The organism is Acetonema longum DSM 6540, assembly GCF_000219125.1.
GTDB classification, from domain to species: Bacteria; Bacillota; Negativicutes; order Sporomusales; family Acetonemataceae; genus Acetonema; species Acetonema longum.
In genome coordinates, this window is the sequence record NZ_AFGF01000078.1 from 1 (window position 1) to 13,820 (window position 13,820).

The window sequence follows — 13,820 nt, forward strand, 5'->3', positions numbered from 1 at the left end:
AACGANCTAACCNACGTACCTTACTATTCAGGTCATATAACCCAAAAGGCTGCAAAAATTTGATCGAGCAATAATTGCTCACGTCTACGGCGCTATTGACGTAATAGACACCTTTATTCTGCAGCACCCTCCTGACCAGCGCCTCTGAAGCCGGACGGTAACGGGAAGGATCGATAGACAGTTTTTTATACATGCTGCGCACGGCGCTGATCCTTGGCAGAGTAGGCAAAATGTTTAGATTATAAATTTTGGCTAGTTCCGTCTGCAACTGTGAAAACTCTTGGGTCAACGAAGGGGGGGTTCCCCGCAGGGCCGCATTGCTGATAATGATATAGCCTAACCGACACGCAGGCGCTGCTTGTCTGATGTTCTGATCAATGACTAGTGAAGTTATGCTCATGTTGCCTCCCTCATACCTAAAACCGACTGTTTGCCGCTATATCTAAAGAACTATCCAGTTATCGGGCACACCGTTGCTCCGGTAGCCTGAATTAAAGCCGCAGGCGCCAGCAATAACTGGCCCCCCCGAAGTCCGGCGCTAATGGACAGAAATGACCATTGCGATGCGCTTTCATCAAGAAATACCGGATATTTTTTCTTGGCTCCAATCGGTGATACGCCGCCCCGGATGTAGCCGGTGAGAGGCAACACTTCTTTTAGCGGCACCATTTCTGCTTTTTTATTGCCACTGGCAGCCGCCAATTTTTTTAGATCCAATTCTGCTGCGCCGGGTATACAGGCCATAATGACCCCGCTTTTATCACCCCGGACTACCAGCGTCTTAAAAACCTGTTCAGCCGGCAGGCCAACTTTGGCGGCCACGCTTTCGGCACTTAGGTCATTTTCATCCACATCGTATTCTTTGAGCTCATAGGTGATCCCGAGACCATCCAGTAAACGAGCTGCATTGGTTTTTTTCATAAGCGGATCAATTCTCCCATAGAGTAGTGCAGAACTTAAAAATCAAGCTTCATATATTTTATTTTTACAGACGGAATCATCTGCAGATCCCGCTCAAAGTCACTGAGGGGCATGTTGCCGCATAACTGCAGCAAAATCAACCCACTGCCTGAGCAGTGATCGACAGCCGCATCGTGCAGTCCCAGACGAACGCGAATATAGCATCCGTATTTTGTCAGGACGTCCTGCACCTTCACGGCGGTTTCCACTCGACTTTCCTGTGAAATAGCCATTATCACGGAACCATTTTGCATTACCATACATTATCACCTCAGATTTGTATCTGGTTAAACATAACCATTCCATATATTGGCCCAAAATCCTGCTATTTAGACCATGAAAGAAAAAATCCAGAAAAATCGAAAAATCGCCACACCGGATCATCCGATGATCTGAACCTGCTCTTGCAAGCATTCAGATTATAGCAGGATTGTTCTATTCCTCCCGGACGGGCATACAATTATTATCCAAAGAAATGAACGCCCCGGCAATCCACATGACTGAAAACCATTCCTCACAGGGTCATGAAATTGCAGGTTTGCGCGTGCCCTATGCCTAATTATATCCGTAATATTTCGAAAGGGATGTGAACTGTATGGCCAGGATCTGTAATGTATTGTCTGACTTGCGGGAAAACTATGCCGGCTGCCTTTATAACAACCTGTCAGTACCGCGTCTAAAAGAACTGTCACTGCAGCGGAAAGAAGGTATCCTAACTGCCAGCGGCGCCTTGCGGGTTAGCACCGGCAAGTATACCGGCCGTTCACCCGGCGATAAATTCATTGTATGTGACCCTGAGACCAAAGATCGGGTGGACTGGAAGAACAATCAGGCAATGTCGCCGGAAGTATTCTGGCGCCTGTACAACAAGATGATTCATTACCTGCAGAACAAAGATCTGTTTGTGTTTGACGGCTATGCCGGCGCAGACCGTTCTTCCTCCCTGGCGATCCGTGTGATTAATGAATTTGCCTGGCAAAATCTTTTCATACATCAGCTTTTGCTTCGCACCTATGATACCGGCCGGGAAACCGGAGAGCCGGAATTCACCATTCTGGCAGCCCCGGGCTGCACGGCGGACCCTGTGGCCGACGCTACAAAATCCGAGGCTTTTATTATCCTCAATCTTACGGAACGGCTGGTCCTGATTGGAGGCACCCACTATGCCGGCGAAATGAAAAAATCCGTTTTCTCGGCGATGAATTACTTTTTGCCGCGACAAAGCATCCTGTCCATGCATTGCTCCGCCAATCAAGGCGTCGGCGGCGATATCGCCCTCTTCTTCGGTCTTTCCGGCACAGGCAAAACATCCCTGTCGGCTGACCCGGACCGGCAGTTGATCGGGGATGATGAACACGGTTGGAGCGATCGGGGAATTTTCAATATCGAAGGCGGCTGCTACGCGAAATGCATTCACCTTAGCCGGGAAAACGAACCGCAAATCTGGGACGCGATTCAATTCGGCAGTGTATTGGAAAATGTAGTTATAGATGAAGACTCACGGCAGCCGGACTATGCCAGCGAAGCGATCACTGAAAACACCAGGGCAGCCTATCCTATCAGGCATATCCCACACAGCATTTATCCCGGAATCGGCGGTCATCCCTCAACCATCCTGTTTCTCACCGCCGATGCCTTCGGAGTACTGCCGCCGATTGCCAAACTGAGTCCGGAACAAGCCATGTTCTACTTTCTTTCCGGCTATACCAGCAAGCTGGCCGGCACTGAACGGGGAATCGCAGAGCCCCAGGCGACTTTTTCCGCTTGCTTCGGTTCACCTTTCTTGCCCCTGCCGCCAGCGGCATATGCTGATTTACTGAAAGAAAAAATCACCCGGCATCAGACACAGGTGTTCCTGATCAACACTGGCTGGCAGGGTGGCCGTTATGGCACAGGAAAAAGAATCAACATCCAATACACCCGCCGTATGGTAGCGGCTGCCATTAACGGCCAATTCAACCAGACTGCATTTACCGATCATCCCGTGTTTAACCTGTCCATGCCATTACATTGCTCCGGCATCCCCGACTCTGTTCTCAATCCTCAGGATAGCTGGGCTGATCCTCAGGAATACCGGCAAACCGCGTGGAAACTGGCTGAAATGTTTCATAAAAACCTGGAAAAGTTCGTTCTGCCGCCGGAGGTCGTCCAATCAGGCCCTCATTTGCCACTGTAACCAGGCTAAGACGCTAATAGGCGTCCCGTAAATGCAAGGCAAACGGCGTTAAAGTTCCGGGCTGGCCGGGACTTTAACGCCGTTATTTTTCCTTTCCTTCAGACTCATCTTCTTTCAGCAGGACATCCTACAAAACAACGAGAATGTATTGTTGAGAAAATTCTTCCACTCTCAAAAATCGAGGTGTATATATGCTAAAGATCGCCCTAGGGCAAATGGAAATCATTCCCGGAAGACCTGATGTCAATACCGCCGCCATGCTGCAAATGATGAACGCCGCCCGGCAGCAGGGAGCGGATATGATCATCTTCCCGGAAATGTCTGTTCCCGGTTATTTACTGGGCGACACCTGGGAGCAATCTGCGTTTTTGCGGGATTGTGAATACTATGTGCAGCAGCTCATCAACGGCACCTCGAGCGGCATCATCGCCATGTTCGGCAGTGTCGCCGTGGATTGGAACAAGCGCAACAATGATGGACGGGTGCGTAAATACAATGCTTTCTTTACCGCCCAAAGCGGAAAACTTCTGGGCGGGGAAAACTACCCCTATCCCTTTCGTATAAAAACCTTACTGCCCAATTACCGCGAGTTTGACGATGACAGACATTTTTACAGTACCCAAAAATTAGCCGTTGAACTGGGCATTCCGGTAGCGGAACTGCTTCGCCCGATCCAGGTCCGGACAGTTCATGGGCCTTTATCCGTCGGCTGTATTCTTTGCGAAGACGGCTGGTATGATGACTACGCGGTCAAACCGGCGGAACTGTTGGCCGCTAATCATCCTCTCGACCTTTTGGTCAATATCTCCAGTTCCCCTTTTACCCTGGGCAAAAACAACAAACGCAACCGGTTATTTTCCCGGCAGGCCAGGAAGCTGGGGGTACCGGTTCTCTATGTAAACAATGTGGGGATCCAAAATAACGGGAAAACCGTATATACTTTCGATGGCTGCAGCACTGTATACAACAGAGCCGGAGCCGTCATTGCCTATTGCCCAGCCTTTACCGCTTCCATGCCGGTGATTGACCTGGATACCGCCGGCGGAGGAATGTCCCGGCCTGCCGTGGCAGTGCCTGATGACAGCGGCATTGATACCGTCTGTCAGGCTGTCCGCTATGGAACGGTGGCATTTCTGCGTTCCATAGGTCTGGAACGGGTGGTCATCGGCCTGTCCGGCGGCATTGACTCAAGCCTGGCCGCCGCCCTGTACGCCCATATCCTGCCGCCGGCGCAGGTCCTCCTGGTCAACATGCCCAGCCAACACAACTCCTCTACTACCAAAGACCTGGCAGCAATCCTGGCAAGCCGTTTAGGCTGTCCCTATACCGTAATCCCGATTCAGGAAGCGGTGGACTTAACCACCCGGCAAATTCACCAAGCCGAGCTGAAGGCAACGGGGCAATTCCAATCACTGACCCTAAGTCCTTTCATGCTGGAAAATGTTCAGGCCCGGGACCGTTCTTCCCGTATTTTGGCGGCTCTGGCAGCTGCATTTGGCGGCGGGTTTACCTGCAACGCCAATAAATCCGAACTAACGGTAGGCTATGCCACCCTGTACGGCGACCAGAGCGGCTGCCTGGCAGCGCTGGCCGACCTGTGGAAGCATCAGGTTTACGCGCTGGCCCAATATTTTAATGAAGAGGTCTACCGGGATGAGATTATTCCCCGGGGAATCTTCACGCTGCCGCCCAGCGCCGAACTCTCGCCGGATCACGCTGTGGACGAGGGCAAAGGGGACCCGATCATCTATCCGTATCACGATTATCTGTTCCGAGCCTTTGTGGAGCGTTGGGACAGAGCAACGCCGGAAGATCTCCTGACTTGGTATCTGGCCGGAACGCTGGAGACCGAGATCGGCTGCCAGTCCGGTCTGTCTCAACGCCTTTTCCCCGGTCCGGCCGAATTCATCACGGATTTAGAACGCTGGTGGAAACTCTACACCGGCATGGCAGTGGCCAAACGCATCCAGGCGCCGCCGGTACTGGCCGTCAGCCGGCGGGTATTCGGTTTTGACCACCGGGAAGCCCAAAACGGCTCCTACTTTACCGCTAAGTACCTCGAACTAAAAAAACAACTACTAGGATAAATACAGGAGGAATTTATGTACTTTGACGATGCGGAAGGCATGGTCTTTCGCCCTCCCAGTGAGGCTAATAGTTTTATCCTGCGGGTAACCGTCGGCTGTTCCCATAACCGCTGCGCCTTCTGCAGCATGTACCGGGATGTTAAATTCCGGATACGCCCCCTGGAAGAAATCATCCCCCTCATCCGCCTGGCGGCCAGACAAGCCCCTCTCTTGCGGCGGGTATTCCTGGCCGACGGCAATGCAATGGTGCTCAGAACCGAAACCCTGCTGACCATCATGCAGGAGCTGCGGCAAGCCTTTCCCAAGCTGTCGCGCATCACTTGCTATGGAGGGCCCAAGGATATCCTGCGTAAAACGCCGGAAGAACTCTCTGCTTTGCGGGAAGCCGGTTTACAGATTATATACCTGGGAATCGAAAGCGGCGATGATCAGGTGCTAGCCCTGGCGGATAAAGGAGTCACAGGAGCTGAAATGGCGGAAGCCGGACAAAAAGTGCTGGCAGCCGGACTAAAACTCTCGGCGATGGTCATCCTGGGGCTGGGCGGCAAAGAACTTTCCCATCAGCATGCCGTCCATACCGGCCAGGTCATCAGCCAAATCAATCCTACGATGCTAAGCGCCCTGACCCTGATGCTCCACGAGGGAACCCCGCTGCGCTCCCTGGTGGAGCAAGGCCGGTTTCAACCCCTTTCCCCCTATGAAATCATCCTGGAGTTAAAAACCATGCTGGAACATACCCACCTCACCAAGCCCTCCCTGTTCCGCTGCAACCACGCTTCCAACCTGGTCCCCTTGTCCGGAACCCTGCCTCAAGACAAAAAAAAACTGCTGCAGGACCTGGAATGGCTGGAAACCGCCTACAAAAACAAAAATAATCCCATGCTCAACGACACAGGATTATTTTAAAAGCATACAGATGAGTTTTGCAACGGTCTCCTAGGGGCCTGTTGCAAAACTCATCTGCAGCCTCGACTCTGAGACCGTTCAAAACGAGTCAGATGCTAGGTAAGAGCAACGCCTGTGTTGCCATACTGAAGAATTTAGGTGACTTTTCGGCTTATGAGATAACATCCGCTACTACCGGTATCCCGAGAAGTCACATATTCTGATAGCACGACGAGGACGCCCGCGCAGACAGTACGTTCGGGAGGGTACGGCAATGCTGGAAAGATGCGCAGCATCGTGAAAGCTGGAAGAAAGCAGTCCCTTTTCGGGTATTTTAGATCAAAGTAACCAGTCAACACGAATCCGAAAAGGGGCGCTTTCTGAACAGCGCGCGCCCGCAGGAGTAACGACGCAGACGGCCCGTTTTCAACGGTCCCCTAGCGGCGGAAAAACCAGATAACCATACCAATCATCATCAGTAAAACGGCCAACGGCAAAGCCACAAAGAGAATAAACAGGAAAAACACCGCAATCAGCAATTTCGACAGCAGTCCTCCGCCACCCAGGCTCACCTGCTCTACATATATCCTGCCGAATCCAGGTCGGTCATACTGTTGCCGGTCATCATCGGAACGGTCGCTTTGGTCAATGGTGATACCGTCAAAATCGTCTTTTTCGGCACGGGATAAGACTGTCACCCGGGAGGCATCACGCGTATCCCGGCCGCAAACCGGACAGACCTCTTCGTCATATTCGTTGCCACAGACGTTACAACGCATTTTCAGCGTACCTCCTGTATAAAAATGATCTTATGACATATAAAGCAGCAGTAAAAATCCTTCCTCATTTAAATATCTGGCATCATGCACATCAAGTTCCAGGATATCCTCAATTTTACCGCGACTGGCATAAATGCCGGACGTGGATATGCCGGCATCCTGTGCCAGTTCTTCCATCGATGCATTAAACAGCGAGTTCAGCAAAGAAAAGGTATAGACAACCGCAGCCGCCCAAACAGCCGGTTTGCGGACCTGGGTCTCCCGCCGCTGGCAGTAATCGGACCACATCTTTTCCGCTAACCGGATATCATGCAGCGAAAAGCCGTATTTCGGCATCATCCTCTGCAAAACTTCCACAACCGCCGGCTGCGGTTCTCTTTTTTTCTCAACAGACGGATACTGCTGTCTGGCGTGAAGCGGAGTGACATTGACGGTAGACACGGTTGTCAGTACATGCATGGTATGGCGCACAGCGATGGAGTGTCTCCGGAAAAACTCTTTCCAACTGGCATCGGGCTGCTGCACCGTGAATATTTCTCGCTGCCGTGAAATTTCTTGCTTAATGCGCCGGCGCAAATTCGGACTGATATCCACGCTGGCCACATAGTTAGCCATAATCGTTCCATGGGAAAAAATATGGCCAAAAAACAAAAGCCGCTTCATCATTTTATTATCAACGGCCGGATAAGGCATTTCAAACACCTCATCCGTAAATAGATTTACGCATTCAACCCAGTCCTGATTGACGATTTTATTGATATAAAACACGGAAAACTCGGCCTGAACCAAATCCCGCAGTACAGCCCGCTCTTCACCGGATAATTTCTCCTGGCTCTGACAAAAATGATCAACCGGAGAACGATCATCGGCAATAAGATGATAATCAAAAAGAAAATAATCCCAAAACCCCATCCAAAATTCTTCAAAATTCTCCTGATGCGGCGAGGGAATAGTATTGGCCGGGCCTACATATAAAAACAAGGCCCGGTGAAAATCCTCATCAAATACGTTTTTCTGAAAATAACCGGCTAGCTTATTCATGAGCCTTTCCACAATATCCGCGAATATGCTGGCTTCATCGTCCAGCATCATTGCCGTCCGGGGGCCCAGAGAATGAGTCCACTCGTGTTTTAAGCGTTCCAGTTCATCATCATCCAGATGATGCTTTAAGAGTCTCAGCCGCTTGCCGCCGGCTATTTCTTTCGCTGCCAGCTGCAAATCTTCAGCCGTGTGGAGCAGGCGCCTGCCAATTAAATACTGAAAAAATTCTTCCAGTACGCCAAATATACGCCTGACTGATTGGAGAGTGATCTTAAAAGAAGTAGCATGTCCCGCCCATTCAATGAAAATGCTGTATTCCGGGCCAGAAATTTCCTCCAGAGTTTCATGCTCGGTTACCGCTAAATACTGAATCAACAGTTGTAACTGGTCCCAAATCTCACTCAGTTCTTTATCGGTGCTGCCCTGCCAAGCCTTTTGCCGGAGAAAGCCCTCCACCCATTCCTGAGTGATAACCAGGTTTCCACCCAACTCATGAGAAAAAAAATAAGAAACTTTATCATAAACATTTTTCATTCCGCTGCAAAAATCTCCTGTTATCTTGTTAATCTGGCTGCGACGAAGACTGGATAACCGGCAAAACAAATAATATTGTCTATTATACCATTTTTTCAGTCTGCAGAATAGATAGAGAAAAAATGATCAGGCATCCTCCCGAGGACGCCTGATCATTTTTCTTATATTACTTCTTTTTACCGGCTTCAATAATCGGACCTAACTCTTTTACGTCATTTTCCAGGAATGTTTTATAGGCAACGGCGTCTTTATAGTCAATGCCTAAGAACGATTTATTCATGAAATCAACAAACTTAGGATCTTGTACGGCTTTAGCCGCGGCATCTTCCAGAACTTTAACCACCGCATCCGGCGTGCCGGGAGGAACGGCAATACCACGATAAGTGCAGGTCACGGCGTCAATGCCTTTTTCTTTCAGCGTGGGGACGTCTTTCAGGCCGTCAAAGCGTTTGTCGGCCATAACCGCCAGCGGCCGCAGTTTTCCGTCATCAATTTGCGCCTTGACTTCGCCTGGTCCATAAATACCGAATTCAGCACCGCCGACAAGAATTTCAGTGATAGCCGGAGCAGCGCCGGCGAAAGGAATAGTAACAAATTCAACCCCAGTTGCCTCGGTAAACTGAATGGCATAGAAATTCGGCGTTACCGAAGCGGCAAAATTCAGTTGGTTCGGATTGGCTTTCAAACCGGCCAGTAAATCTTCAATGGTTTGGTACTTCGAACCGGTGGACACAACAATAACGGCCGGATCGGTGTTCACATTGGCAATCAGGCGGAAATCAGAAATTTTAAAAGGAGCCTGTCCCTGGAGAGGCAGAGAAACTACTTCCCGGGTAATCATAGTCAGGGTATAGCCGTCCGTTTTAGCCTTCAGGCCTTCAAACATGCCGACAGCACCGCCGCCGCCGGTTTTATTCACGACCACAACATCTTGATTCAAAATACCTTTCAGCGTCTCGGCAAAGGCCCGGCCTACCGCATCCGTGCCGCCGCCGGCTGCAAAAGGTATAATCAGTTTAATGGGTTTGGCCGGATATTTCACTTCTTCCTTTTTCGCTGTCTGCGAGCCGCCGCATCCCGCAACCACCAAGCTGACAATCAGCATGACGGCGACAAAAAATGTAAGCCATTTTCTCATATTCGCGTCCCCCTATTCCCATTAACTTCATACTTTATTGTTTATCCTACTATAATCCAAATAGCATTTCAACCTTCGTCTGCCGTAGAAACAGCAGGGGTTACTGCCGTGCACCCCGAATTGCCTCAGTAGAATCACACTTATCTGGAGGGTAAAAACATGGAAGTCATCAAATCAGTGGCATATTTTTTGATTGCCGGCTTATTTGAAATCGGCGGCGGCTACTTAATGTGGCTTTGGCTGCGGGAGGGGAAAGGTTACCACTACGGAGTGGTCGGCGCTCTCATTCTGGTCCTTTACGGCATAGTGCCGACTCTGCAGCCTGCCAATTTTGGCCGCGTTTATGCAGCTTACGGCGGTATTTTTATCGTTCTTTCCCTGTTGTGGGGATGGAAAGTGGATCATGTACTGCCTGACAGGTTCGACGTTATCGGCGGCTTTATCGCCTTGATCGGCGTCCTCATTATTATGTACTGGCCCAGAAGCTGATTACACGTCCTGGAAGAAATCACCGGTAAAATATTTACTGTAAATCGTGCTGTAGCCGTTTTATTCCTCCTGAAAATCGCATATTGGTATGAGGAACGGAGGTAACGGCTATGCGCGTTCTCATGCTGATTCTGATTGGCATCGGGCTGCTGTTAAGCGGGTTATTTTGCATGCGTTTCGGTCTCAAGCAAATGCTTTCCCATAAAATAAAGCATTATTTTCAACAAGTAACTGTGACCCCCTGGCGCGGGCTGCTGGTCGGCACAGCAGCTGCGGCAATCATGCAAAGCAGCACAGCAGTGTCACTCATTACCATCGGTTTGGTCGGCGCCGAATATCTGACCTTCTACCAAAGCCTGGGCGTTATTCTGGGAGCCAACATCGGAACCTGCACCACTGTACAATTAATGACTCTGTCCATTTCCAGAAAATTTCTTTTCCCTTTTCTGATCTTTTGCATCATCATCATGCTGGCACTTAGAAAATTAAGGTATCCGGCGCTGTCTGTGGCCGGATTAGGGTTCATCCTGCTGGGATTGGATTTTTTGTCGATAGCAGTAAATGAAATGATCCGGATCGACAGTATCATTCTGGATTTATTAACGAAGTATCATCGTAATCCCCTATACGGAATTGCTGCAGGCGTCATTATCACCCTTATATTTCAGTCAAGCAGTGCCGCTACCGGCGTACTGATCGTGCTGGCGGAAAGGGGCCTGATCGATATGACGACCGCTGCCTATATTGTTTACGGCAATAATATCGGTTCCTGCATATCTTCGGTAATAGTGGGGGCAGCCGCTCCCCTGGCTGCGAAGCGAGTAGCAGCGGCCCATATTGTGCTAAATATCCTGGGTGTTATGATATTTTTACCGGTCACTCATTTATTGACCCTGTCCGCCGCGTATCTGGTCCCGGATTTTCCCGGGCAGATTGCCCTGATACACGCATTGTTCAACATCCTGAGTTCTCTGATCGTGCTGCCGTTCATCCGGCAATACGCTGATTTCATTGCATCTTTAATACCAAAATAAAAGGCTTGCTACCTTACTGCTGTTTCTCTTAACGCATCAAGCGCCAGATTCAGCTCCAGCACGTTGATACGGGGTTCGCCGAAAATGCCCCACTGCCTTCCTTCCACATGCCGATCTACCAATTGTCGCACGGCGTCAACAGTCAAGTCCCGTACTCGGGCTACCCGTTCAACCTGAATATAGGCGGCAGCAGGCGTAATATGGGGATCAAGACCGCTGCCCGAGGCCAGCGCCAAGTCGGAAGGCACTCCGGCCCCTTCGGGTAACCCGTTTTCTTCACGTACGTTTTGCGCCTTGCCTTTCACCGCATCCATCAGATTCTGATTGGTTGGCCCCAGGTTAGAGCCGGAAGAGTTGGCCCCATCATAGCCATCCTTGCCAGCCGTTGATGGCCGACTGTGGAAATATTTTGGACTGGTAAAATTTTGGCCAATCAATTCGGAGCCTATCGACACTCCATCCCGGACAATAACCGATCCGTTAGCCTGATCGGGAAATACCGTCTGCGCCACACCGGTCATCACTAATGGATAAATCAACCCGGTTATAATGGTTAGTGCGACAAGTATTACCGCCGCACTTAAAGTTTGTCGGAACAACTTTTTCAACACCCTTTCTTTCTATTTTGCAACAATGCTCTCTCGCACTGTTGCCCTTACTAGACCAAACTAAGCGCTACAATCATCAAATCGATCAGTTTGATGCCAATAAACGGGACGATGATGCCTCCCATCCCGTATATCAGAATATTGCGCTTGAGCAGCACCTCGGCTCCTACCGGCCGGTACTGAACCCCGCGCAGGGCCAGCGGTATCAAGACGATAATAATCAGCGCATTAAAAATAACTGCGCTTAAAACCGCACTTTCCGGAGTGGCCAGGGCCATGACATTGAACACGTTCAGCACCGGGAAAGCATCGGCAAACATGGCGGGAATAATCGCAAAATATTTGGCTACGTCATTGGCCACGCTGAATGTGGTCAGGGAACCGCGGGTAATTAAAAGCTGCTTGCCGATCTCCACCACTTCAATCAGTTTGGTGGGATTGCTGTCCAAATCGACCATATTGCCGGCTTCTTTAGCAGCCTGAGTACCGCTGTTCATAGCCACGCCCACATCGGCCTGGGCCAGTGCCGGCGCATCATTGGTGCCGTCGCCGGTCATAGCCACCAGCATTCCCCTTTCCTGATACTCGCGGATTAAGCGCAGCTTATCCTCCGGTGTTGCTTCGGCCAAAAAGTCGTCGACACCGGCCTCAGCGGCGATAGCCGCTGCCGTCAGAGGATTATCACCGGTAATCATGACCGTTTTAATTCCCATCTGCCTGAGATCCCGGAACCGTTCCTTAATGCCGCCCTTCACGATATCTTTCAGATAAATGGCGCCAAGTACGCGCACTCCTTCCGCCACGACAAGGGGCGTCCCGCCGCTCCTGGCAATCGTCTCGCAAGCTTTGTCAACGGCAGCGGAAAATACCCCGCCCCGCTCCTGGGTATATTTTTTGATGGCATCCACCGCACCTTTGCGGATCTCCCGGCCTTCTACATTCACGCCGCTCATGCTGGTCTGCGCCGTAAACGGGACAAACCTTGCTTCCATGGCTATTAAATTTCGTTCCCGCAGATTGTACTTTTCCTTAGCCAATACCACGATGCTCCGCCCCTCTGGTGTCTCATCGGCCAGCGAGGCAAGCTGAGCCGCATCGGCCAGCTGCTCCGGACTGACGCCGGGAGCCGGGATAAACTCGGTCGCCATGCGGTTGCCCAGCGTAATGGTGCCGGTCTTATCCAGGAACAGTGCATCCACATCGCCGGCAGCTTCCACCGCCCGTCCGGACATGGCCAGCACATTGCGCTTGAGCAGCCGGTCCATACCAGCGATGCCGATGGCGGAAAGCAGTCCGCCAATGGTCGTGGGAATCAGGCAGACCAGCAAGGCGATCAAAACCGTGACCGGTATGCTGATCCCGGAATAAATCCCAAAAGGCACCAGCGTAGCCACGGCGAACAGAAAGATCAGGGTTAAGCCAATCAGCAGAATCGTCAGGGCAATTTCATTGGGCGTTTTTTCCGTTTGGCCCCTTCTACCAGTGAAATCATCCGGTCGAGAAAAGTTTCGCCGGGATTAGCTGTAATCCGGATTTTAATCCAGTCGGACAGCACCCTGGTACCGCCGGTAACCGAAGACTTATCGCCGCCCGATTCGCGGATGACCGACGCCGATTCTCCCGTCACGGCGCTTTCATCTACCGACGCCATGCCTTCGATGATTTCGCCGTCGCCGGGAATAAACTCCCCGACTTCCACCAGCACCACATCGCCCTTGCGCAGTTCAACCGCATCTACCAAGGTCGTCCTGCCGCTGACAACCTTTTTGGCCTTAGTCTGGCTGCGGGTACTGCGCAAGGCATTGGCCTGCGCCTTACCCCGGCCTTCAGCAACCGCTTCGGCGAAGTTGGCGAACAAAACGGTAAACCATAGCCACAGTGTGATCTGCAGGGTAAAGAAGGCCGGCTGCCCCACTACCTGCACAAAATCGCGCACAGTAAACCATGTTGTGATAATCGCCCCGATATACACGATGAACATGATCGGGTTGCGCAATTGTGTGCGCGGGTCTAATTTGCGGCAGGCATCGCGTACGGCAGTTCCCATGATCTCTTTATTAAAACTGCTGTGAGTGTTCATTTTCCATTC

12 protein-coding genes and 1 pseudogene are annotated in these 13,820 nt (G+C 50.9%); 5 read left to right on the forward strand and 8 right to left on the reverse strand.

Going from position 1 to position 13,820, the window contains the following annotated elements; translation table 11 throughout:
- From ALO_RS09080 to ALO_RS09090, 3 genes are all read right to left on the reverse strand, one after another.
- Positions 1-400, reverse strand: a 400-nt coding sequence (locus tag ALO_RS09080; RefSeq protein WP_004095134.1) for a B3/B4 domain-containing protein, incomplete at its 3' end; no start/stop codon positions are given.
- A gap of 50 nt (positions 401-450) precedes the next feature.
- Positions 451-921, reverse strand: a complete 471-nt coding sequence (gene ybaK / locus ALO_RS09085; RefSeq protein ID WP_004095135.1) for a Cys-tRNA(Pro) deacylase — start codon at positions 919-921, stop codon at positions 451-453.
- 35 nt (positions 922-956) lie between these two features.
- A complete protein-coding gene (locus tag ALO_RS09090; RefSeq protein ID WP_004095137.1) occupies positions 957-1,220 on the reverse strand; it encodes a CPF_0552 family protein in 264 nt (87 codons plus the stop codon).
- A 335-nt stretch (positions 1,221-1,555) separates the two neighbouring features.
- Between ALO_RS09090 and pckA the strand changes: the two genes are divergently transcribed.
- The 3 genes from pckA (at position 1,556) to ALO_RS09105 (ending at position 6,129) form a co-directional block, all read left to right on the forward strand.
- Positions 1,556-3,136 (forward strand): phosphoenolpyruvate carboxykinase (ATP), encoded by a 1,581-nt coding sequence (pckA, locus tag ALO_RS09095; protein ID WP_004095145.1) that lies wholly within the window; start codon positions 1,556-1,558, stop codon positions 3,134-3,136.
- Positions 3,137-3,327: 191 nt separating this feature from the next.
- Entirely contained in the window at positions 3,328-5,223 is a 1,896-nt protein-coding gene (gene nadE, locus ALO_RS09100; protein WP_004095147.1) for an NAD(+) synthase, read from the forward strand.
- Between the two features lie 15 nt (positions 5,224-5,238).
- A complete protein-coding gene (locus ALO_RS09105; RefSeq protein WP_004095149.1) occupies positions 5,239-6,129 on the forward strand; it encodes a radical SAM protein in 891 nt (296 codons plus the stop codon).
- Between the two features lie 416 nt (positions 6,130-6,545).
- On the opposite strand, the gene ALO_RS09110 is transcribed toward ALO_RS09105, so the two are convergent.
- From ALO_RS09110 to ALO_RS09120, 3 genes are all read right to left on the reverse strand, one after another.
- On the reverse strand, positions 6,546-6,887 hold the full coding sequence (locus ALO_RS09110; protein ID WP_004095151.1) for a hypothetical protein: 342 nt from the start codon (positions 6,885-6,887) through the stop codon (positions 6,546-6,548).
- Positions 6,888-6,917: 30 nt separating this feature from the next.
- A complete protein-coding gene (locus tag ALO_RS09115) occupies positions 6,918-8,462 on the reverse strand; it encodes a hypothetical protein (protein WP_004095153.1) in 1,545 nt (514 codons plus the stop codon).
- A 166-nt stretch (positions 8,463-8,628) separates the two neighbouring features.
- Positions 8,629-9,600, reverse strand: a complete 972-nt coding sequence (locus ALO_RS09120; RefSeq protein WP_004095154.1) for a tripartite tricarboxylate transporter substrate binding protein — start codon at positions 9,598-9,600, stop codon at positions 8,629-8,631.
- A 159-nt stretch (positions 9,601-9,759) separates the two neighbouring features.
- On the opposite strand from ALO_RS09120, the gene ALO_RS09125 reads away from it, so the two are divergent.
- Together ALO_RS09125 and ALO_RS09130 are read left to right on the forward strand one after the other, a co-directional pair.
- Positions 9,760-10,089, forward strand: coding sequence for a YnfA family protein (locus tag ALO_RS09125; protein WP_004095157.1), 330 nt, complete (start codon positions 9,760-9,762; stop codon positions 10,087-10,089).
- A gap of 110 nt (positions 10,090-10,199) precedes the next feature.
- Positions 10,200-11,123, forward strand: a complete 924-nt coding sequence (locus ALO_RS09130; RefSeq protein ID WP_004095158.1) for a Na/Pi cotransporter family protein — start codon at positions 10,200-10,202, stop codon at positions 11,121-11,123.
- Positions 11,124-11,131: 8 nt separating this feature from the next.
- On the opposite strand, the gene kdpC is transcribed toward ALO_RS09130, so the two are convergent.
- Both kdpC and kdpB read right to left on the reverse strand, forming a co-directional pair.
- Positions 11,132-11,722 carry a potassium-transporting ATPase subunit KdpC gene (kdpC, locus tag ALO_RS09135; protein ID WP_040293056.1) on the reverse strand — a complete coding sequence of 197 codons (591 nt, stop codon included), beginning with the start codon at positions 11,720-11,722 and terminating at the stop codon, positions 11,132-11,134.
- 59 nt (positions 11,723-11,781) lie between these two features.
- Positions 11,782-13,811 (reverse strand): annotated as a pseudogene (kdpB, locus tag ALO_RS09140) (potassium-transporting ATPase subunit KdpB).
- Positions 13,812-13,820: the final 9 nt, after the last annotated feature.